At 53.0% G+C, this 20,290-nt stretch carries 17 protein-coding genes; 14 read left to right on the forward strand and 3 right to left on the reverse strand.

Features of this window, described 5'->3' with window-relative positions; all coding sequences use genetic code 11:
* The first annotated feature begins 78 nt into the window (after positions 1-78).
* The 6 genes from araB (at position 79) to rluA (ending at position 10,270) form a co-directional block, all read left to right on the forward strand.
* Positions 79-1,779, forward strand: a complete 1,701-nt coding sequence (araB, locus tag HEM79_RS03485; protein ID WP_176241795.1) for a ribulokinase — start codon at positions 79-81, stop codon at positions 1,777-1,779.
* A 10-nt stretch (positions 1,780-1,789) separates the two neighbouring features.
* Positions 1,790-3,292: an L-arabinose isomerase gene (gene araA / locus HEM79_RS03490; RefSeq protein ID WP_176241796.1), complete on the forward strand. Its 1,503-nt coding sequence runs from the start codon at positions 1,790-1,792 to the stop codon at positions 3,290-3,292.
* Between the two features lie 114 nt (positions 3,293-3,406).
* Positions 3,407-4,102: an L-ribulose-5-phosphate 4-epimerase gene (araD, locus tag HEM79_RS03495; RefSeq protein WP_176241797.1), complete on the forward strand. Its 696-nt coding sequence runs from the start codon at positions 3,407-3,409 to the stop codon at positions 4,100-4,102.
* Positions 4,103-4,176: 74 nt separating this feature from the next.
* Complete coding sequence (gene polB, locus HEM79_RS03500) at positions 4,177-6,528, forward strand: DNA polymerase II (protein WP_176241798.1); 2,352 nt, start codon at positions 4,177-4,179, stop codon at positions 6,526-6,528.
* A gap of 164 nt (positions 6,529-6,692) precedes the next feature.
* A complete protein-coding gene (gene rapA, locus HEM79_RS03505; protein ID WP_176241799.1) occupies positions 6,693-9,599 on the forward strand; it encodes an RNA polymerase-associated protein RapA in 2,907 nt (968 codons plus the stop codon).
* An 11-nt stretch (positions 9,600-9,610) separates the two neighbouring features.
* Positions 9,611-10,270 (forward strand): bifunctional tRNA pseudouridine(32) synthase/23S rRNA pseudouridine(746) synthase RluA, encoded by a 660-nt coding sequence (gene rluA, locus HEM79_RS03510; RefSeq protein WP_176241800.1) that lies wholly within the window; start codon positions 9,611-9,613, stop codon positions 10,268-10,270.
* Between the two features lie 111 nt (positions 10,271-10,381).
* On the opposite strand, the gene djlA is transcribed toward rluA, so the two are convergent.
* Complete coding sequence (gene djlA, locus HEM79_RS03515; protein WP_001200584.1) at positions 10,382-11,197, reverse strand: co-chaperone DjlA; 816 nt, start codon at positions 11,195-11,197, stop codon at positions 10,382-10,384.
* A gap of 254 nt (positions 11,198-11,451) precedes the next feature.
* Between djlA and lptD the strand changes: the two genes are divergently transcribed.
* Genes lptD through HEM79_RS03555 form a run of 8 tightly spaced genes read left to right on the forward strand, consistent with a single transcriptional unit; the run spans position 11,452 to position 19,305 of the window.
* Positions 11,452-13,809: an LPS assembly protein LptD gene (gene lptD, locus HEM79_RS03520; protein WP_000746179.1), complete on the forward strand. Its 2,358-nt coding sequence runs from the start codon at positions 11,452-11,454 to the stop codon at positions 13,807-13,809.
* 52 nt (positions 13,810-13,861) lie between these two features.
* The gene (surA, locus tag HEM79_RS03525) at positions 13,862-15,148 is read left to right on the forward strand and encodes a peptidylprolyl isomerase SurA (RefSeq protein WP_176241801.1); all 1,287 of its coding nucleotides are present in this window, start codon (positions 13,862-13,864) and stop codon (positions 15,146-15,148) included.
* On the forward strand, positions 15,148-16,137 hold the full coding sequence (gene pdxA / locus HEM79_RS03530) for a 4-hydroxythreonine-4-phosphate dehydrogenase PdxA (RefSeq protein WP_176241802.1): 990 nt from the start codon (positions 15,148-15,150) through the stop codon (positions 16,135-16,137). The genes surA and pdxA overlap by 1 nt, the downstream gene beginning before the upstream one ends.
* Entirely contained in the window at positions 16,134-16,955 is an 822-nt protein-coding gene (gene rsmA / locus HEM79_RS03535; protein ID WP_001042779.1) for a 16S rRNA (adenine(1518)-N(6)/adenine(1519)-N(6))-dimethyltransferase RsmA, read from the forward strand. Before pdxA ends, rsmA begins: the two co-directional genes overlap by 4 nt.
* Positions 16,956-16,957: 2 nt before the next feature.
* Positions 16,958-17,335: a Co2+/Mg2+ efflux protein ApaG gene (gene apaG, locus HEM79_RS03540; protein ID WP_000610905.1), complete on the forward strand. Its 378-nt coding sequence runs from the start codon at positions 16,958-16,960 to the stop codon at positions 17,333-17,335.
* Positions 17,336-17,341: 6 nt separating this feature from the next.
* Positions 17,342-18,190, forward strand: a complete 849-nt coding sequence (gene apaH / locus HEM79_RS03545) for a bis(5'-nucleosyl)-tetraphosphatase (symmetrical) ApaH (RefSeq protein ID WP_021550177.1) — start codon at positions 17,342-17,344, stop codon at positions 18,188-18,190.
* A 30-nt stretch (positions 18,191-18,220) separates the two neighbouring features.
* Positions 18,221-18,820: a DUF4291 domain-containing protein gene (locus HEM79_RS03550; protein WP_176241803.1), complete on the forward strand. Its 600-nt coding sequence runs from the start codon at positions 18,221-18,223 to the stop codon at positions 18,818-18,820.
* Between the two features lie 35 nt (positions 18,821-18,855).
* The gene (locus HEM79_RS03555) at positions 18,856-19,305 is read left to right on the forward strand and encodes a hypothetical protein (protein WP_176241804.1); all 450 of its coding nucleotides are present in this window, start codon (positions 18,856-18,858) and stop codon (positions 19,303-19,305) included.
* A gap of 116 nt (positions 19,306-19,421) precedes the next feature.
* Here the strand turns inward: HEM79_RS03555 and HEM79_RS03560 are convergent, their stop codons facing one another.
* Both HEM79_RS03560 and folA read right to left on the reverse strand, forming a co-directional pair.
* Positions 19,422-19,559 (reverse strand): type II toxin-antitoxin system CcdA family antitoxin, encoded by a 138-nt coding sequence (locus HEM79_RS03560; RefSeq protein ID WP_075210438.1) that lies wholly within the window; start codon positions 19,557-19,559, stop codon positions 19,422-19,424.
* Between the two features lie 62 nt (positions 19,560-19,621).
* Positions 19,622-20,101: a type 3 dihydrofolate reductase gene (folA, locus tag HEM79_RS03565; protein WP_024191058.1), complete on the reverse strand. Its 480-nt coding sequence runs from the start codon at positions 20,099-20,101 to the stop codon at positions 19,622-19,624.
* Between the last annotated feature and the right edge of the window lie 189 nt (positions 20,102-20,290).

Raw genomic sequence — 20,290 nt, forward strand, 5'->3', positions numbered from 1 at the left:
TAGCGAATACTGCCTGACTGTTTTTATCGCAACTCTCTACTGTTTCTCCATACCCGTTTTTTTGGATGGAGTGAAACGATGGCGATTGCAATTGGCCTCGATTTTGGCAGTGATTCTGTGCGAGCTTTGGCGGTGGAATGCGCCACCGGTGAAGAGATCGCCACCAGCGTAGAGTGGTATCCCCGCTGGCAAAAAGGGCAATATTGTGACGGCCCGAATAACCAGTTCCGTCATCATCCGCGTGACTACATTGAGTCAATGGAAGCGGCGCTGAAAACCGTACTGGCAGAGCTTAGCGCCGAACAACGGGCTGAAGTGGTCGGTATTGGCGTGGACAGCACCGGCTCCACCCCTGCGCCAATCGACGCCGACGGCAACGTGCTGGCGCTGCGCCCGGAGTTTGCCGAAAATCCGAACGCGATGTTCGTATTGTGGAAAGACCACACAGCGGTTGAAGAAGCAGAAGAGATCACTCGCCTGTGTCATGCACCGGGCAAAGTTGACTATTCTCGCTATATTGGCGGTATTTATTCCAGCGAATGGTTCTGGGCGAAAATTCTCCACGTTACCCGTCAGGACAGCGCCGTTGCGCAATCTGCCGCATCGTGGATTGAGCTGTGCGACTGGGTCCCTGCCCTACTTTCCGGCACCACGCGCCCGCAGGATATCCGTCGCGGACGTTGCAGCGCCGGGCATAAATCACTGTGGCATGAAAGCTGGGGCGGCCTGCCACCAGCCAGTTTCTTTGATGAGCTGGATCCGATCCTCAACCGTCATTTACCTTCCCCATTGTTCACTGACACCTGGACTGCCGATATTCCGGTGGGCACCTTATGCCCGGAATGGGCGCAGCGTCTCGGTTTGCCTGAAAGCGTAGTGATTTCCGGCGGCGCGTTTGACTGCCATATGGGCGCGGTCGGCGCGGGCGCACAGCCTAACGCGCTGGTAAAAGTTATCGGCACTTCCACCTGCGACATTCTGATTGCCGACAAACAGAGCGTTGGCGAGCGTGCGGTGAAAGGCATTTGCGGTCAGGTTGATGGCAGCGTGGTGCCTGGATTTATCGGTCTGGAAGCAGGCCAGTCGGCATTTGGTGATATCTACGCCTGGTTTGGTCGCGTACTCGGCTGGCCGCTGGAACAGCTTGCCGCCCAGCATCCGGAACTGAAAGAGCAAATCAACGCCAGCCAGAAACAACTGCTTCCGGCGCTGACCGAAGCATGGGCCAAAAATCCGTCTCTGGATCACCTGCCGGTGGTGCTCGACTGGTTTAACGGCCGCCGCACACCGAACGCTAACCAACGCCTGAAAGGGGTGATTACCGATCTGAACCTCGCTACCGACGCTCCGCTGCTGTTCGGCGGTTTGATTGCCGCCACCGCCTTTGGCGCACGCGCAATCATGGAGTGCTTCACCGATCAGGGAATCGCCGTCAATAACGTGATGGCGCTGGGCGGCATCGCGCGGAAAAACCAGGTCATTATGCAGGCCTGCTGCGACGTGCTGAATCGCCCGCTGCAAATTGTTGCCTCTGACCAGTGCTGTGCGCTCGGTGCGGCAATTTTCGCTGCCGTCGCCGCAAAAGTGCACGCAGACATCCCATCAGCACAGCAAAAAATGGCCAGTGCGGTAGAGAAAACCCTGCAACCGCGCAGCGAACAGGCACAACGCTTTGAACAGCTTTATCGCCGCTATCAGCAATGGGCGATGAGCGCCGAACAACACTATCTTCCAACTTCCGCCCCGGCACAGGCTGCCCAGGCCGTTCCGACTCTATAAGGACACGAAAATGACGATTTTTGATAATTATGAAGTGTGGTTTGTCATTGGTAGCCAGCATCTGTATGGCCCGGAAACCCTGCGTCAGGTCACCCAACATGCCGAGCACGTCGTTAAGGCGCTAAATACAGAAGCGAAAGTGCCCTGCAAACTGGTGCTGAAACCGCTGGGCACCACGCCGGATGAAATCACTGCTATTTGCCGCGACGCCAATTACGACGATCGTTGCGCCGGTCTGGTGGTGTGGTTGCACACTTTCTCCCCGGCAAAAATGTGGATCAACGGCCTGACCATGCTCAACAAACCGTTGCTGCAATTCCACACCCAGTTCAACGCGGCGCTGCCGTGGGACAGCATCGACATGGACTTTATGAACCTGAACCAGACCGCGCACGGCGGCCGCGAGTTCGGCTTCATCGGCGCGCGTATGCGTCAGCAACATGCCGTCGTTACCGGTCACTGGCAGGATAAACAAGCGCATGAGCGTATCGGCTCCTGGATGCGCCAGGCGGTATCTAAACAGGATACCCGTCATCTGAAAGTCTGCCGTTTTGGCGACAACATGCGTGAAGTGGCGGTCACTGACGGCGATAAAGTTGCCGCGCAGATCAAGTTCGGTTTCTCCGTCAATACCTGGGCGGTTGGCGATCTGGTGCAGGTGGTGAACTCCATCAGCGATGGCGATGTTAACGCGCTGGTCGATGAGTATGAAAGCAGCTACATCATGACGCCTGCCACACAAATCCACGGCGAAAAACGGCAGAACGTGCTGGAAGCGGCGCGTATTGAGCTGGGGATGAAGCGTTTCCTGGAACAAGGTGGCTTCCACGCGTTCACCACCACCTTTGAAGATTTGCACGGCCTGAAACAGCTTCCTGGTCTGGCCGTACAGCGTCTGATGCAGCAGGGCTACGGCTTTGCGGGCGAAGGCGACTGGAAAACAGCCGCCCTGCTTCGCATCATGAAGGTGATGTCAACCGGTCTGCAGGGCGGCACCTCCTTTATGGAGGATTACACCTATCACTTCGAGAAAGGTAATGACCTGGTGCTCGGCTCCCATATGCTGGAAGTCTGCCCGTCGATTGCCGTAGAAGAGAAACCGATCCTCGACGTTCAGCATCTCGGTATTGGTGGTAAGGACGATCCTGCCCGCCTGATCTTCAACACTCAAACCGGTCCGGCCATTGTCGCCAGCCTGATTGATCTCGGCGATCGTTACCGTCTGCTGGTTAACTGCATCGACACGGTGAAAACCCCGCACACCCTGCCGAAACTGCCGGTGGCGAATGCGCTGTGGAAAGCGCAACCGGATCTGCCAACTGCTTCCGAAGCGTGGATCCTCGCTGGTGGCGCGCACCATACCGTCTTCAGCCATGCGCTGAACCTCAACGATATGCGCCAGTTCGCCGAGATGCACGACATTGAAATCACGGTGATTGATAACGACACCCGCCTGCCAGCGTTTAAAGACGCGCTGCGCTGGAACGAAGTGTATTACGGATTTCGTCGCTAAGTAGCCGCATCAGGTATGTAACGCCTGATGCGACGCTGACGCGTCTTATCAGGCCTACACGCTGCGATTTTGTAGGCCGGATAAGCAAAGCGCATCCGGCACGAAGGAGTCAACATGTTAGAAGATCTCAAACGCCAGGTATTAGAAGCCAACCTGGCGCTGCCAAAACACAACCTGGTCACGCTGACCTGGGGCAACGTCAGCGCCGTTGATCGCGAGCGCGGCGTCTTTGTGATCAAACCTTCCGGCGTCGATTACAGCACCATGACCGCCGACGATATTGTCGTGGTCAGCATCGAAACCGGTGAAGTGGTTGAAGGGACGAAAAAGCCCTCCTCCGACACGCCAACTCACCGGTTGCTCTATCAGGCATTCCCGTCCATTGGTGGCATTGTGCATACGCACTCCCGCCATGCCACTATCTGGGCGCAGGCAGGTCAGTCGATTCCGGCAACCGGCACCACCCACGCCGACTATTTCTACGGCACCATTCCCTGTACGCGTAAAATGACCGATGCGGAAATCAACGGTGAATATGAGTGGGAAACCGGTAACGTCATCGTTGAAACTTTCAAAAAACAGGGGATCGACGCGGCGCAAATGCCAGGCGTGCTGGTGCATTCTCACGGTCCATTTGCGTGGGGTAAAAATGCCGAAGATGCGGTGCACAACGCCATCGTGCTGGAAGAAGTCGCTTATATGGGGATTTTCTGCCGCCAGTTAGCGCCGCAGTTACCGGATATGCAACAAACGTTGCTGGATAAGCACTATCTGCGTAAGCATGGCGCAAAAGCCTATTACGGCCAGTAATGACTGTATAAAACCACAGCCAGTCAACCAAAACCAGGCTATACTCAAGCCTGGTTTTTTATTGGATTTTCAGCGTGGCGCAGGCAGGTTTTATCTTAACCCGACACTGGCGGGATACCCCGCAAGGAACCGAAGTTTCCTTTTGGTTAGCGACGGACAACGGGCCGTTGCAGGTTACGCTTGCGCCGCAAGAGTCCGTGGCGTTTATTCCTGCCGATCACATTCCCCGCGCTCAGCAAATTTTACGTGGTGAGCAAGGCTTTCGCCTGACGCCGCTGGCTTTAAAGGATTTTCACCGCCAGCCGGTGTATGGCCTTTACTGTCGCGCCCATCGCCAGTTGATGAATTACGAAAAGCGCCTGCGTGAAAGTGGCGTTACCGTTTACGAGGCCGATGTGCGCCCGCCTGAACGCTATCTGATGGAGCGGTTTATTACCGCTCCGGTGTGGGTCGAAGGTGATTTGCGTGATGGCGCTATCGTTAATGCACGTCTGAAACCGCATCCCGACTACCGCCCGCCGCTCAAGTGGGTCTCTATAGATATTGAAACCACCCGTCACGGCGAGCTGTACTGTATCGGCCTGGAAGGTTGCGGGCAGCGCATCGTTTATATGCTGGGGCCAGAGAATGGCGACGCCTCCGCGCTCGATTTTGAACTGGAATACGTCGCCAGTCGCCCACAGCTACTGGAAAAACTCAACGCCTGGTTTACCAACTACGATCCTGATGTGATCATCGGCTGGAACGTGGTGCAGTTTGATCTGCGAATGCTGCAAAAACATGCCGAGCGTTACCGCATTCCGCTGCGTCTGGGGCGCGATAACAGCGAGCTGGAGTGGCGCGAGCACGGTTTTAAAAACGGTGTTTTTTTTGCCCAGGCCAAAGGCCGGCTAATTATCGACGGTATCGAGGCGCTGAAATCCGCGTTCTGGAATTTCTCTTCATTCTCGCTGGAAACCGTCGCCCAGGAGCTGTTAGGCGAAGGAAAATCTATCGATAACCCGTGGGATCGGATGGACGAAATTGACCGCCGTTTCGCCGAAGATAAACCCGCACTGGCGACTTATAACCTGAAAGATTGCGAACTGGTGACGCAGATCTTCCACAAAACTGAAATCATGCCGTTTTTGCTCGAACGAGCGACGGTTAACGGCCTGCCGGTAGACCGCCACGGGGGCTCGGTGGCGGCGTTTGGTCATCTCTATTTCCCGCGAATGCATCGCGCCGGATATGTCGCGCCCAATCTCGGCGAAGTTCCACCGCACGCCAGCCCTGGCGGCTACGTGATGGATTCGCGACCAGGGCTGTATGATTCGGTGCTGGTGCTGGACTACAAAAGCCTGTACCCATCAATCATCCGCACTTTTCTGATTGATCCCGTCGGGCTGGTGGAAGGCATGGCGCAGCCCGATCCAGAGCACAGTACCGAAGGTTTTCTCGAAGCCTGGTTCTCGCGGGAAAAACATTGCCTGCCAGAGATCGTAACTAACATCTGGCATGGACGCGATGAAGCCAAACGTCAGGGCAATAAGCCGCTGTCGCAGGCACTGAAAATCATCATGAATGCCTTTTATGGCGTGCTTGGTACGACCGCCTGCCGATTCTTCGATCCGCGCCTGGCGTCGTCGATCACCATGCGTGGTCATCAGATCATGCGACAAACCAAAGCGTTAATTGAAGCGCAAGGCTATGACGTGATCTATGGCGATACCGATTCAACGTTTGTCTGGCTGAAAGGCGCACATTGCGAAGAAGAGGCGGCGAAAATCGGTCGTGCACTGGTGCAGCACGTTAACGCCTGGTGGGCGGAAACGCTGCAAAAACAACGGCTGACCAGTGCGCTGGAACTGGAGTATGAAACTCATTTCTGCCGTTTTCTGATGCCAACTATTCGCGGAGCCGATACCGGCAGTAAAAAGCGTTATGCCGGGCTGATTCAGGAGGGCGACAAGCAGCGGATGGTGTTTAAAGGGCTGGAAACCGTGCGTACCGACTGGACGCCACTGGCTCAGCAGTTTCAGCAGGAGCTGTATTTGCGCATCTTTCGCAACGAGCCATATCAGGATTATATCCGCGAGACCATCGACAAACTGATGGCAGGTGAACTGGATGCGCGGCTGGTTTACCGTAAACGCCTTCGCCGCCCACTGAGCGAATATCAGCGTAATGTGCCGCCTCATGTACGCGCCGCTCGCCTTGCCGATGAGGAAAACCAAAAGCGCGGACGCCCCTTGCAATATCAGAACCGAGGCACCATTAAATATGTCTGGACTACTAACGGCCCGGAGCCGCTGGACTATCAACGTTCACCGCTGGATTACGAACACTATCTGACCCGCCAGCTTCAACCGGTGGCGGAAGGAATACTCCCCTTTATTGAGGATAATTTTGCTACACTTATGACCGGGCAACTTGGGCTATTTTGAGCAAAAAAAAGAGTTCGCCAGATACCATTTTGATGCGTGACGAATCCTTTGCCATCCAGTACCATAGCGCCCTTTCCATTCCTGGACCTGAATAACGCCACTACCACATAAGCCCGGTAGCGGGTAGTTATTGCCTGCAATTAAAGATATAGAGCCGAACACATATGCCTTTTACACTTGGTCAACGCTGGATCAGCGATACAGAAAGCGAATTGGGACTTGGAACCGTTGTCGCGGTGGATGCGCGAACTGTCACTCTGCTTTTCCCATCTACTGGTGAAAACCGTCTGTACGCACGCAGTGATTCCCCCGTGACCCGCGTGATGTTCAACCCTGGTGATACCATTACCAGCCACGACGGCTGGCAGATGCAAGTCGAAGAAGTAAAAGAAGAAAATGGCTTGCTGACCTATATCGGTACTCGCCTGGATACTGAAGAAGCCGGCGTGGCCCTGCGTGAAGTTTTCCTTGATAGCAAACTGGTGTTCAGCAAACCGCAAGACCGCCTGTTTGCCGGGCAGATCGACCGTATGGATCGCTTTGCGCTGCGTTATCGCGCACGTAAGTATTCCAGCGAACAGTTCCGTATGCCGTACAGCGGCCTGCGCGGTCAGCGTACCAGCCTGATCCCGCACCAGCTCAACATCGCTCATGATGTTGGCCGCCGCCACGCGCCGCGCGTCCTGCTGGCTGACGAAGTAGGTTTAGGGAAAACCATTGAAGCCGGGATGATCCTGCATCAGCAGTTGCTCTCTGGCGCTGCAGAACGCGTATTGATTATCGTCCCGGAAACTTTACAGCATCAGTGGCTGGTAGAAATGCTGCGCCGTTTCAACCTGCGCTTTGCCCTGTTTGATGATGAGCGTTACGCCGAAGCCCAGCACGATGCCTACAACCCGTTCGACACCGAACAGCTGGTGATTTGCTCGCTGGATTTTGCCCGCCGCAGCAAACAGCGTCTGGAACATCTCTGTGAAGCTGAGTGGGACCTGCTGGTCGTCGATGAAGCGCACCACCTGGTGTGGAGCGAAGATGCGCCAAGCCGTGAATATCAGGCCATTGAACAACTGGCAGAGCATGTGCCTGGCGTTCTGCTGCTGACTGCGACCCCGGAACAACTGGGGATGGAAAGCCACTTCGCCCGTCTGCGTCTGCTGGACCCGAACCGTTTCCACGATTTCGCGCAATTCGTTGAAGAGCAGAAAAATTATCGTCCGGTTGCGGACGCCGTTGCCATGCTGCTGGCAGGTAATAAACTGAGCAATGACGAACTGAACATGCTCGGTGAGATGATCGGCGAACAGGATATCGAGCCGCTGTTGCAGGCAGCAAACAGCGACAGCGAAGATGCCCAGAGCGCCCGTCAGGAGCTGGTTTCGATGCTGATGGATCGCCACGGTACCAGCCGCGTGCTGTTCCGTAACACCCGTAACGGCGTAAAAGGCTTCCCGAAACGCGAGCTGCACACCATTAAGCTGCCGCTGCCGACGCAGTATCAGACGGCTATTAAAGTGTCTGGCATTATGGGCGCACGTAAAAGTGCGGAAGACCGCGCACGCGATATGCTCTACCCGGAGCGTATTTATCAGGAATTTGAAGGCGATAACGCCACCTGGTGGAACTTCGACCCGCGCGTTGAGTGGCTGATGGGCTATCTGACCAGCCATCGCTCACAGAAAGTGCTGGTGATCTGCGCTAAAGCCGCCACCGCGCTGCAACTGGAGCAGGTGCTGCGCGAGCGTGAAGGTATTCGCGCAGCGGTGTTCCACGAAGGCATGTCGATTATCGAACGTGACCGCGCAGCCGCATGGTTCGCCGAAGAAGACACCGGCGCACAGGTGCTGCTGTGCTCGGAAATCGGTTCTGAAGGGCGTAACTTCCAGTTCGCCAGCCACATGGTAATGTTCGATCTGCCGTTCAACCCAGACCTGCTGGAACAGCGTATTGGTCGTCTGGATCGTATCGGTCAGGCGCACGATATTCAGATCCACGTACCTTATCTGGAGAAAACCGCTCAGTCAGTGCTGGTGCGCTGGTATCACGAAGGTCTGGATGCCTTCGAGCACACCTGCCCGACCGGACGCACTATTTACGACAGCGTGTATAACGATCTGATTAACTACCTGGCTTCACCCGATCAAACCGAAGGCTTTGACGATCTGATCAAAAACTGCCGCGAGCAACACGAAGCCCTGAAAGCACAACTGGAGCAGGGTCGTGACCGCCTGCTGGAGATCCACTCCAACGGTGGCGAAAAAGCCCAGGCACTGGCAGAAAGCATTGAAGAGCAGGATGACGATACCAACCTGATCGCCTTCGCCATGAATCTGTTCGATATTATTGGTATCAATCAGGACGATCGCGGCGACAACATGATCGTGCTGACACCGTCCGATCACATGCTGGTGCCGGACTTCCCTGGTCTGTCGGAAGATGGCATCACCATCACCTTTGATCGTGAAGTGGCGCTGGCGCGTGAAGATGCGCAGTTTATTACCTGGGAACATCCGCTGATCCGCAACGGGCTGGATCTGATCCTTTCTGGCGATACCGGTAGCAGCACGATTTCACTGTTGAAAAATAAAGCGTTGCCGGTAGGTACGCTATTGGTGGAGCTGATTTACGTGGTTGAAGCACAAGCGCCGAAGCAGTTGCAGCTTAACCGCTTCCTGCCGCCGACGCCGGTACGTATGCTGTTGGATAAAAACGGCAACAACCTGGCGGCACAGGTAGAGTTTGAAACCTTTAACCGTCAGCTTAACGCAGTGAATCGCCACACCGGTAGCAAGCTGGTTAACGCCGTACAGCAAGAAGTTCACGCTATCCTGCAACTGGGTGAAGCGCAGATTGAGAAGTCTGCCCGTGCACTGATCGATGCGGCGCGTAACGAAGCTGACGAAAAACTGTCTGCGGAACTGTCGCGTCTGGAAGCACTGCGCGCGGTGAACCCGAACATTCGTGACGACGAACTGACCGCCATTGAGAGCAACCGTCAGCAGGTGATGGAAAGCCTGGATCAGGCAGGCTGGCGTCTGGATGCCCTGCGTTTAATCGTTGTGACGCATCAGTAACGGAGCCAAAAATGGGGATGGAAAACTACAATCCACCGCAGGAACCCTGGCTGGTTATCCTGTATCAGGATGACCACATTATGGTGGTCAACAAGCCGAGCGGTTTGTTGTCTGTGCCGGGGCGTCTGGAAGAGCACAAAGACAGCGTGATGACGCGCATTCAGCGTGATTATCCGCAGGCAGAATCGGTGCATCGTCTGGATATGGCCACCAGCGGCGTGATTGTAGTGGCGCTGACCAAAGCGGCGGAACGGGAATTAAAACGCCAGTTCCGCGAGCGCGAGCCGAAAAAGCAGTATGTGGCTCGCGTCTGGGGGCATCCATCCCCTGCGGAAGGTCTGGTGGATCTGCCGTTGATTTGCGACTGGCCAAACCGCCCGAAACAGAAAGTCTGTTACGAAACGGGTAAGCCTGCGCAGACAGAATATGAAGTGGTGGATTATGCGGCGGATAACACGGCAAGAGTGGTGTTAAAGCCGATTACCGGACGTTCGCATCAGCTACGTGTGCATATGCTGGCGCTGGGTCATCCGATTCTCGGCGATCGTTTTTATGCTTCACCAGAAGCCAGGGCGATGGCACCGCGTTTGCTGCTACATGCAGAGATGTTGACGATTACCCATCCGGCATATGGCAATAGTATGACGTTTAAGGCGCCTGCGGATTTTTAATAGTAACGCTGGCGCAGATCGGTTGGCCGGATAAGGCGTTCACGCCGCATCCGGCAATTTGTGCCGCCGGATGCGACGCGCCCGCGTCTTGTCAGGCCTACAATTTGAAACTTATTTAAATCCTTTCTGCTGCTTTATCAGCTCATACGCCTGCTGAATTTCCTGCGCTTTTTGCTTCGCCATCTCCATCATCTCTGGCGGTAAACCTTTCGCTACCAGCTTATCGGGATGGTGTTCGCTCATCAGCTTACGGTAGGCACGTTTAATGGTGGTTGCATCATCCGTCGGCTTCACGCCCAGCACGTTACAGGCATCCTCCAGCGTCGGGCCACGCTGCGCTTGCTGCCAGTTACCACCGCCAGACTGCTGCTGATAACCGCCGCCAAATTGCGCTCCGCCCTGCATCATGCGCAGAAACTGGTCAAACTGGGCGCGGGAGATCCCCAACTCTTCAGCAATCACATACAACACCGCCCGTTCGTTTGGATGCAGTGAACCATCGGCAAATGCGGCCTGAATCTGGATCTCCAGAAACATACGAATTAAGTCAAAACGACCAAAGCAGACACTGCGAAACTGACGCATCTTTTCGCGCAGCGGGTAATTGTCTGATTTTCCCACCCGGAATGCATTTTGCGCCGCAGTACGGGAAGCACCGTGTAAATTCATCCGATCCATGAGCAATGTGGCAATATGAATATCAGCCTCAGTAACACGTCCTTTGGATTTGGTTAAATGCCCCATTACTTCAAAAGTGGTGGCAAAAAACAGCGCCTGACGCTCGCGCTGGTTGGCGAACCACGCCATTTTGCGGCTGCGGGCTTTGTCAAACATATGGCCGATTAACAGACCTAATACAACGCCCCAAAAGCCGCCGCCCATCAGTAAGGCCACGGCCACGCCAATGATTTTTCCCCAATACTGCATATATTCCCCAAATCGACACACGGATATCAGGGCTATCTCCCACAATATAAAGGTGCTTTTACCGTTTTCCGGCTGCGGTCAATTGTGGGACATCGCCTATAATTTGCATTATCATACCTGTCATTCAATGCCGTGCCTAACACCACTGACGCTATTCGGACAGGATTAACACTAGCGTAGAGATGACGAGTACGTTAGTCTCTGACCGTTTGTCACGCGCAACGTTACCGATGATGGAACAATAAAATCAACGTATGAAAAAACGTATCCCCACTCTCCTGGCCACCATGATTGCCACCGCCCTTTATAGTCAACAGGGACTGGCAGCCGACCTCGCCTCACAGTGTATGTTGGGCGTGCCAAGCTATGACCGTCCTCTGGTACAGGGCGATACTAACGACTTACCCGTGACGATTAATGCTGACCACGCAAAGGGGAATTACCCCGATGACGCCGTGTTTACTGGCAGCGTAGATATCATGCAGGGTAACAGCCGTCTGCAGGCCGACGAAGTGCAGCTCCATCAAAAAGAGGCACCAGGACAACCGGAGCCGATACGTACTGTTGATGCGCTCGGTAATGTCCATTACGACGATAACCAGGTGATCCTCAAAGGGCCGAAAGGCTGGGCGAATCTGAACACCAAAGATACCAACGTCTGGGAAGGTGATTATCAGATGGTGGGTCGCCAGGGCCGTGGTAAAGCGGACCTGATGAAACAACGTGGCGAAAACCGCTACACCATTCTGGATAACGGTAGCTTTACTTCCTGTTTGCCAGGTTCTGATACCTGGAGCGTGGTAGGTAGCGAAATTATTCATGACCGCGAAGAACAAGTTGCGGAGATCTGGAACGCCCGCTTTAAGGTGGGTCCGGTTCCGATCTTTTACAGCCCGTATTTGCAGTTGCCGGTGGGTGATAAACGCCGTTCTGGTTTCTTGATCCCGAACGCCAAATACACCACCACCAACTACTTTGAGTTCTACCTGCCATATTACTGGAACATCGCGCCAAATATGGATGCCACCATCACGCCGCATTATATGCATCGTCGTGGCAACATCATGTGGGAGAACGAATTCCGTTATCTCACCCAGGCAGGCGCAGGCTTGATGGAACTGGATTATCTGCCTTCGGATAAAGTCTATGAAGATGAACATCCAGAAGATAGCAATTCACGCCGTTGGTTGTTCTACTGGCAACACTCCGGAGTGATGGACCAGGTTTGGCGCTTTAACATCGACTACACCAAAGTCAGCGATCCGACCTATTTCAACGATTTTGATAATAAATATGGTTCCAGTACCGATGGTTACGCAACGCAAAAATTCAGCGTTGGCTATGCGGTGCAGAACTTTGACGCTACGCTTTCGCATAAACAATTCCAGGTTTTTGATGATACCAGTGGCAACAGCTATGCCGCTGAACCGCAGTTAGACGTCAACTACTACCATAACGATCTCGGCCCTTTTGATACCCGAGTTTATGGTCAGGCAGTGCATTTTGTTAATACAAACAGCAATATGCCAGAGGCTACTCGCGTTCATCTGGAGCCGACGATCAATCTGCCGTTATCTAACACCTGGGGCAGTATCAATACCGAAGCGAAGCTACTGGCTACCCATTATCAGCAGACCAATCTCGACTGGTATAACAGCAACCCACAAAACAATAAGTTGGCAGATTCTGTTAACCGCGTAATGCCGCAATTTAAAGTTGACGGCAAAATGGTCTTCGAACGTGATATGGAAATGCTGGCGCCGGGTTACACCCAGACGCTGGAGCCGCGCGCTCAATACCTGTATGTGCCGTATCGCGATCAGAGCAAAATCTATAACTATGACTCCGCACTGTTGCAATCCGACTACTCAGGCCTGTTCCGGGACCGGAGTTATGGCGGTCTTGACCGTGTTGCTTCCGCAAACCAAGTGACGACCGGTATCACAACTCGCGTATATGATGATGCAGCCGTTGAACGTTTTAATATTTCCGTTGGTCAAATCTACTATTTCACGGAGTCTCGCACCGGCGATGACAACATAACATGGGAGAATGACGACAAAACGGGCTCACTGGTATGGGCAGGCGATACCTATTGGCGCATCTCCGAACGCTGGGGATTACGTGGCGGCATTCAGTACGATACTCGTCTGGATAACGTAGCCACCAGTAACACCAGTATTGAATACCGTCGTGATGAAGACCGTCTGGTACAGCTGAACTATCGCTATGCCAGCCCGGAATATATACAGGCGACACTGCCTAATTATTATTCCACATATGAACAATTTAAAAACGGTATTTCGCAGGTAGGCGCAGTCGCCAGCTGGCCAATCGCCGATCGTTGGTCAATTGTCGGGGCTTACTACTACGACACCAATGCGAACAAGCAAGCCGACTCTATGTTAGGCGTGCAATACAGCTCCTGCTGCTATGCGATTCGCGTCGGTTACGAGCGGAAGCTGAACGGTTGGGATAACGATAAACAACATGCGGTATATGACAACGCAATCGGCTTTAACATCGAACTTCGCGGCCTGAGCTCTAACTACGGTCTCGGTACGCAAGAGATGCTGCGTTCGAACATTCTGCCGTATCAAAACTCTTTGTGATTTGTTGATTTACCACGTAATCCGCAGTGCGGTTAATTGAAATGGAAAAAGTATGAAGAACTGGAAAACGCTGCTTCTCGGTATCGCGATTATCGCGAATACCAGTTTCGCTGCCCCCCAGGTAGTCGATAAAGTCGCAGCCGTCGTCAATAACGGCGTCGTGCTGGAAAGCGACGTTGATGGATTAATGCAGTCGGTAAAAATGAATGCCGCCCAGGCAAGGCAGCAACTTCCTGATGACGCGACGCTGCGCCACCAAATCATGGAGCGTTTGATCATGGATCAAATCCTCTTGCAGATGGGGCAGAAAATGGGAGTGAAAATCTCCGATGAGCAGCTCGATCAGGCGATTGCCAATATTGCCAAACAGAACAATATGACGCTGGATCAGATGCGCAGCCGTCTGGCCTACGATGGTCTGAACTACAACACCTATCGTAACCAGATCCGCAAAGAGATGATTATCTCTGAAGTGCGTAACAACGAAGTGCGTCGTCGCATCACCATCCTGCCGCAGGAAGTTGAAGCTCTGGCGCAACAAGTCGGTAATCAAAACGATGCCAGCACTGAGCTGAACTTAAGCCACATCCTGATCCCGCTGCCGGAAAACCCGTCTTCTGAGCAGGTAAACGAAGCGGAAACGCAGGCGCGTGCCATTGTCGATCAGGCTCGTAACGGCGCTGATTTCGGTAAACTGGCGATCGCTCACTCCGCCGATCAGCAGGCGCTGAACGGCGGTCAGATGGGCTGGGGTCGTATTCAGGAACTGCCGGGAATTTTCGCCCAGGCGTTAAGCACGGCGAAGAAAGGCGATATTGTTGGTCCGATTCGTTCTGGCGTTGGCTTCCATATTCTGAAAGTTAACGACCTGCGCGGCGAAAGCAAAAATATTTCGGTAACCGAAGTTCATGCTCGCCATATTCTGCTGAAACCGTCGCCGATCATGACTGACGAACAGGCCCGCGTGAAACTGGAGCAAATTGCAGCGGACATCAAGAGTGGTAAAACAACTTTTGCCGCTGCGGCGAAAGAGTTCTCTCAGGATCCTGGCTCTGCCAACCAGGGCGGCGATCTTGGCTGGGCAACGCCAGATATTTTCGATCCGGCCTTCCGTGACGCGTTGACCCGCCTGAATAAAGGTCAAATGAGTGCACCGGTTCACTCTTCATTCGGCTGGCATTTAATCGAACTGCTGGATACCCGTAATGTTGATAAAACCGACGCTGCGCAGAAAGATCGTGCTTATCGTATGCTGATGAACCGTAAGTTCTCGGAAGAAGCAGCAAGCTGGATGCAGGAACAACGCGCCAGCGCCTACGTTAAAATCCTGAGCAACTAATGGTTAAAACCCAACGTGTTGTGATCACTCCCGGCGAACCCGCCGGGATTGGCCCGGACTTAGTTGTCCAGCTTGCACAGCGTGAGTGGCCGGTCGAACTGGTTGTTTGTGCCGATGCCACTCTCCTTACCGACCGGGCAGCGATGCTCGGTTTGCCGCTTACTCTCCGCCCTTATTCCCCAGACTCCCCTGCACAACCGCAAACTGCGGGCACATTAACGCTACTTCCTGTCGCGCTACGTGCACCTGTGACTGCGGGGCAATTAACGGTTGAAAATGGGCATTACGTGGTAGAGACGCTGGCGCGAGCGTGTGATGGCTGTCTGAACGGTGAATTTGCCGCACTGATTACCGGCCCCGTGCATAAAGGCGTCATTAACGACGCTGGTATTCCGTTTACCGGTCATACCGAGTTTTTCGAAGAACGCTCGCAGGCAAAAAAAGTCGTGATGATGCTGGCAACCGAAGAACTTCGCGTGGCGCTGGCAACGACGCATTTACCGCTACGTGATATCGCTGACGCCATCACCCCACCACTGCTGCATGAAGTCATTTCTATTTTGCATCACGATTTGCGGACCAAATTTGGTATTGCTGAGCCGCGCATTCTGGTCTGTGGACTGAATCCGCACGCGGGCGAAGGCGGTCATATGGGCACGGAAGAGATAGACACCATCATTCCGGTGCTCGACGAGCTGCGGGCGCAGGGGATGAAACTCAACGGGCCTTTGCCTGCCGATACCCTGTTTCAGCCTAAATATCTCGACAACGCCGACGCGGTGCTGGCGATGTACCACGATCAGGGGCTTCCCGTGCTAAAATACCAGGGCTTCGGGCGCGGTGTGAACATTACGCTGGGCCTGCCCTTTATTCGCACATCGGTTGACCACGGCACCGCGCTGGAACTGGCGGGACGTGGTAAAGCCGATGTCGGCAGTTTTATTACGGCGCTTAATCTCGCCATCAAAATGATTGTTAATACCCAATGAATAAACGAGTCCACCAGGGCCACTTAGCCCGTAAACGCTTCGGGCAAAACTTTCTCAACGATCAGTTCGTGATCGACAGCATTGTTTCTGCCATTAACCCGCAGAAGGGTCAGGCGATGGTCGAAATCGGCCCCGGTCTGGCAGCGTTGACCGAGCCGGTCGGCGAACGTCTGGATCAACTGACGGTCATCGAACTTGACCGCGATCTAGCGGCACGTCTGCAAACGCATCCGTTCTTAGGCCCGAAACTGACGATTTATCAGCAGGATGCGATGACCTTTAACTTCGGTGAGCTGGCCGAGAAAATGGGTCAGCCGCTACGCGTTTTCGGTAACCTGCCGTATAACATCTCCACGCCGTTGATGTTCCATCTGTTTAGCTATACTGATGCCATTGCCGACATGCACTTTATGTTGCAAAAAGAGGTGGTGAATCGTCTGGTTGCAGGACCGAACAGCAAAGCGTATGGTCGATTAAGCGTCATGGCGCAATATTATTGCAACGTGATCCCGGTGCTGGAAGTACCGCCATCAGCCTTTACACCACCACCAAAAGTGGATTCCGCCGTCGTGCGCCTGGTTCCTCATGCAACGATGCCTTACCCGGTTAAAGATGTTCGCGTGTTAAGCCGTATCACCACCGAAGCCTTTAACCAGCGTCGTAAAACCATTCGTAACAGCCTCGGCAACCTGTTTAGCGTTGAGGTGTTAACGGGAATGGGCATCGACCCGGCGATGCGAGCGGAAAATATCTCTGTCGCGCAATATTGCCAGATGGCGAACTATCTGGCGGAGAACGCGTCTTTGCAGGAGAGTTAACGATGATCAATTCGCCCCGAGTGTGTATTCAGGTTCAAAGTGTTTACATTGAAGCGCAATCTTCACCTGATAATGAACGTTACGTTTTTTCTTATACCGTAACCATACGCAACCTGGGGCGAGCGCCAGTGCAGTTGTTGGGGCGTTACTGGCTGATCACCAACGGCAATGGCCGTGAAACCGAAGTCCAGGGCGAAGGTGTGGTGGGCGTTCAGCCGCATATCGCCCCTGGCGAAGAGTACCAGTACACCAGCGGTGCGATTATTGAAACACCGATGGGCACCATGCAGGGTCACTACGAAATGATCGATGAAAATGGCGTTCCATTCAGCATCGACATTCCTGTATTCCGACTCTCCGTTCCAATACTCATTCATTAAAATAATATGGCGACATACCTTATTGGCGACGTTCATGGTTGTTACGATGAACTGATCGCATTGCTGCATAAAGTGGAATTTACCCCTGGGAAAGATACCCTCTGGCTGACGGGCGACCTGGTCGCGCGTGGGCCTGGTTCGCTTGATGTTCTGCGCTATGTAAAATCCTTAGGCGACAGCGTGCGTCTGGTTCTGGGTAATCACGATCTGCATCTGCTGGCGGTATTCGCCGGGATCAGCCGTAATAAACCCAAAGATCGCCTGACACCGCTGCTGGAAGCGCCGGACGCCGACGAGCTGCTTAACTGGCTGCGTCGCCAGCCTCTGCTGCAAATCGACGAAGAGAAAAAACTGGTGATGGCTCACGCGGGGATCACGCCGCAGTGGGACTTAGAGACAGCCAAAGAGTGTGCTCACGACGTAGAAGCAGTATTGTCGAGTGACTCCTATCCTTTCTTCCTCGACGCCATGTACGGCGACATGCCAAACAACTGGACGCCAGAGTTACGTGGTCTGGCGCGACTGCGCTTTATCACCAACGCTTTTACCCGTATGCGTTTTTGCTTCCCGAACGGTCAACTGGATATGTACAGCAAAGAGTCGCCGGAAGACGCGCCAGCACCGTTGAAACCGTGGTTTACCATTCCAGGGCCAGTTAGCGAAGAGTACAGCATTGTGTTTGGTCACTGGGCATCGCTGGAAGGAAAAGGCACGCCAGAAGGCATTTACGCGCTGGATACAGGATGCTGCTGGGGCGGGACATTAACCTGCCTGCGCTGGGAAGATAAGCAGTATTTCGTCCAGCCGTCTAACCGGCATAAGGATTTGGGTGAGGGAGAGGCGGCAGCGTCTTAATACAATACCGTTACCATTCAGGGAGGAATAATGGCTGACTATTTTGAAATACGTGCTGATTACAATCAGCACACCATCACGGTTTATCAGGCTTACAATGATGTAATCGCTGACGTCGCCATACGTGACGGGCGATTTGGCGTACCTTTTTCATTCAACCGCATGACCTGGATTAAACCCTCTTTTATGTGGATGATGGAGCGTAGCAACTGGGGGCTGAAAAAAGATCAGCAACGCATTCTCGCTATCCGAATCAAACGCACCTTCTTTGATGCTCTCCTGGAACAAGCGGTGTTAACAACCCCGGAAGTACATGTCTATCCACGTGTGGGAATATGGGAAGCGTTATTTGCGCAAGCAAATGTGTATGTTCAGTGGGATCCAGAACGCAGCATAAATGGCAAAAAACTGGAACACCGGTCATTACAGGTTGGTATTTCTCGTAACTTAATCAGTCAATTTAACGAAGACGCCATGGTTGCCATTGATGATCTGACTCCACTAGTGCGAAAGTGTCATAACCTTCTAATAAACGGTAAAACGACACAGGCAAAATCCTTCCTGCCGCCAGAAAAAATTTATCCTGTTAGTGCAGTTGCGAGAAAGGCTTTGGGAATGAAAAATTCCTGAGACAAATAAGCGCCTATAAAGCGGAAAATATCTAAGTGCGACAAATCAACAACGGGCTTAATACCAGAGAAATCATTCTGGAAATGATTGACGAAGCAGATGAACCACCGTTTGCTAAGCAGCGGATCTGGCATCGCAGGCGAATCGCTTTTCTTTGTGAATGCATCAACGTTGCTGTCGATTATGGCTTCTTCTGGTCTGTCTCTCAGCAGTCAATAATAAACATAACCAGGATGGCTGAAGATGTATGGATAACAGAAAGTAAAACGACCCAACTCATTGATATCTGGCAGCAACTTAAGCAGCTTTATCCGCCAGAAACTATTCCCTACACCCAGCAGTTACCCGCTAAAGAATTGCTTGAACTGCTACTTTCCAGTCCTGACGATCTTCAAATAATTGAAATCCCTGACATCATCGGTGATGTTTTTGATGACCAAACCTGGATTCGATTATTCAAAAAACACTTTGCTGATGTTATCTAACTACGATGTGATGTGTAACAATCTAAAATACATCGCCAGACGACAGACCAAAAAGAAAGTATTTAGCAGATACTCAACATTCTGACTTCTGTACAGAAATAGCAGAGTTTAAAAACTTAAAACTTCCGGTACTCATCAGAGAAACATCCTGTTTCTTCTGCAAGTTCATTTAATGCCGAGATGGCATCCTCGTTTACTTCAGTCCACTGTAGAGTGGCTTGAGGGTTTAGACCTACGCAATGAGCGCGACTCACAAAATCGCGCTCACTGGTAAAATCAGACGTCTTATCGTTCAATTTGTAGTCATAGCAAAAACTTACCGCCGCTCCAGAATCTCAAAGCAATAGCTGTGAGAGTTCTGCGCATCGGCGTCGTGGAATTCGCTGAATACCGATTCCCAGTCATCCGGCTCGTAATCCGGGAAATGAGTGTCGCCTTCCACTTCAGCGTCGATATGCGTCAGATACAGCTTCTGTGCTTTCGGCAGGAACTGCTCGTATACGCGTCCACCGCCAATCACCATAATCTCCGGTACGTCACCACACGCGGCGATGGCTTCATCCACCGATTTAACCCACGTTACGCGATCGTCCGTACCTGGCTTGCTGCTGAGGATAATATTCTTGCGCCCAGGCAGCGGGCGACCAATGGATTCCCAGGTATGGCGCCCCATAATCACGGGCTTATTTAAGGTGTTACGTTTAAACCAGGCGAGATCGGCAGGCAGGTTCCACGGCATGGCGTTTTCCATGCCGATAACGCGATCTACCGCTAACGCCGCAATCAGACTGATCATTGAGATTTCCCGATAAAAAAAATTGTCGCCACTATACGTAAAGCGTAAACCTTCGTCGACTGGCGTGAGGATGATGTTGAGGAAAATTTTATATTCTGCTGGCGAGTCCACGCTATGCCCCTGGACTCGCCTCATTACAGTTGCGCAAAAACAAATAGTTAGTTGTAAAGCGTGTGCTACATCACACTT

The organism is Escherichia sp. 93.0816, from assembly GCF_013368855.2.
GTDB classification, from domain to species: Bacteria; Pseudomonadota; Gammaproteobacteria; order Enterobacterales; family Enterobacteriaceae; genus Escherichia; species Escherichia ruysiae.

Coding starts and splice junctions, on each gene's coding strand:
- pdxA (WP_176241802.1), top strand. CDS start 15,148: ATGGTTAAAACCCAACGTGTTGTGATCACTCCCGGCGAACCCGCCGGG.
- lptD (WP_000746179.1), top strand. CDS start 11,452: ATGAAAAAACGTATCCCCACTCTCCTGGCCACCATGATTGCCACCGCC.
- rluA (WP_176241800.1), top strand. CDS start 9,611: ATGGGGATGGAAAACTACAATCCACCGCAGGAACCCTGGCTGGTTATC.
- rsmA (WP_001042779.1), top strand. CDS start 16,134: ATGAATAAACGAGTCCACCAGGGCCACTTAGCCCGTAAACGCTTCGGG.
- surA (WP_176241801.1), top strand. CDS start 13,862: ATGAAGAACTGGAAAACGCTGCTTCTCGGTATCGCGATTATCGCGAAT.
- araD (WP_176241797.1), top strand. CDS start 3,407: ATGTTAGAAGATCTCAAACGCCAGGTATTAGAAGCCAACCTGGCGCTG.
- folA (WP_024191058.1), bottom strand. CDS start 20,101: ATGATCAGTCTGATTGCGGCGTTAGCGGTAGATCGCGTTATCGGCATG.
- rapA (WP_176241799.1), top strand. CDS start 6,693: ATGCCTTTTACACTTGGTCAACGCTGGATCAGCGATACAGAAAGCGAA.
- djlA (WP_001200584.1), bottom strand. CDS start 11,197: ATGCAGTATTGGGGAAAAATCATTGGCGTGGCCGTGGCCTTACTGATG.
- apaH (WP_021550177.1), top strand. CDS start 17,342: ATGGCGACATACCTTATTGGCGACGTTCATGGTTGTTACGATGAACTG.
- araA (WP_176241796.1), top strand. CDS start 1,790: ATGACGATTTTTGATAATTATGAAGTGTGGTTTGTCATTGGTAGCCAG.
- apaG (WP_000610905.1), top strand. CDS start 16,958: ATGATCAATTCGCCCCGAGTGTGTATTCAGGTTCAAAGTGTTTACATT.
- araB (WP_176241795.1), top strand. CDS start 79: ATGGCGATTGCAATTGGCCTCGATTTTGGCAGTGATTCTGTGCGAGCT.
- HEM79_RS03550 (WP_176241803.1), top strand. CDS start 18,221: ATGGCTGACTATTTTGAAATACGTGCTGATTACAATCAGCACACCATC.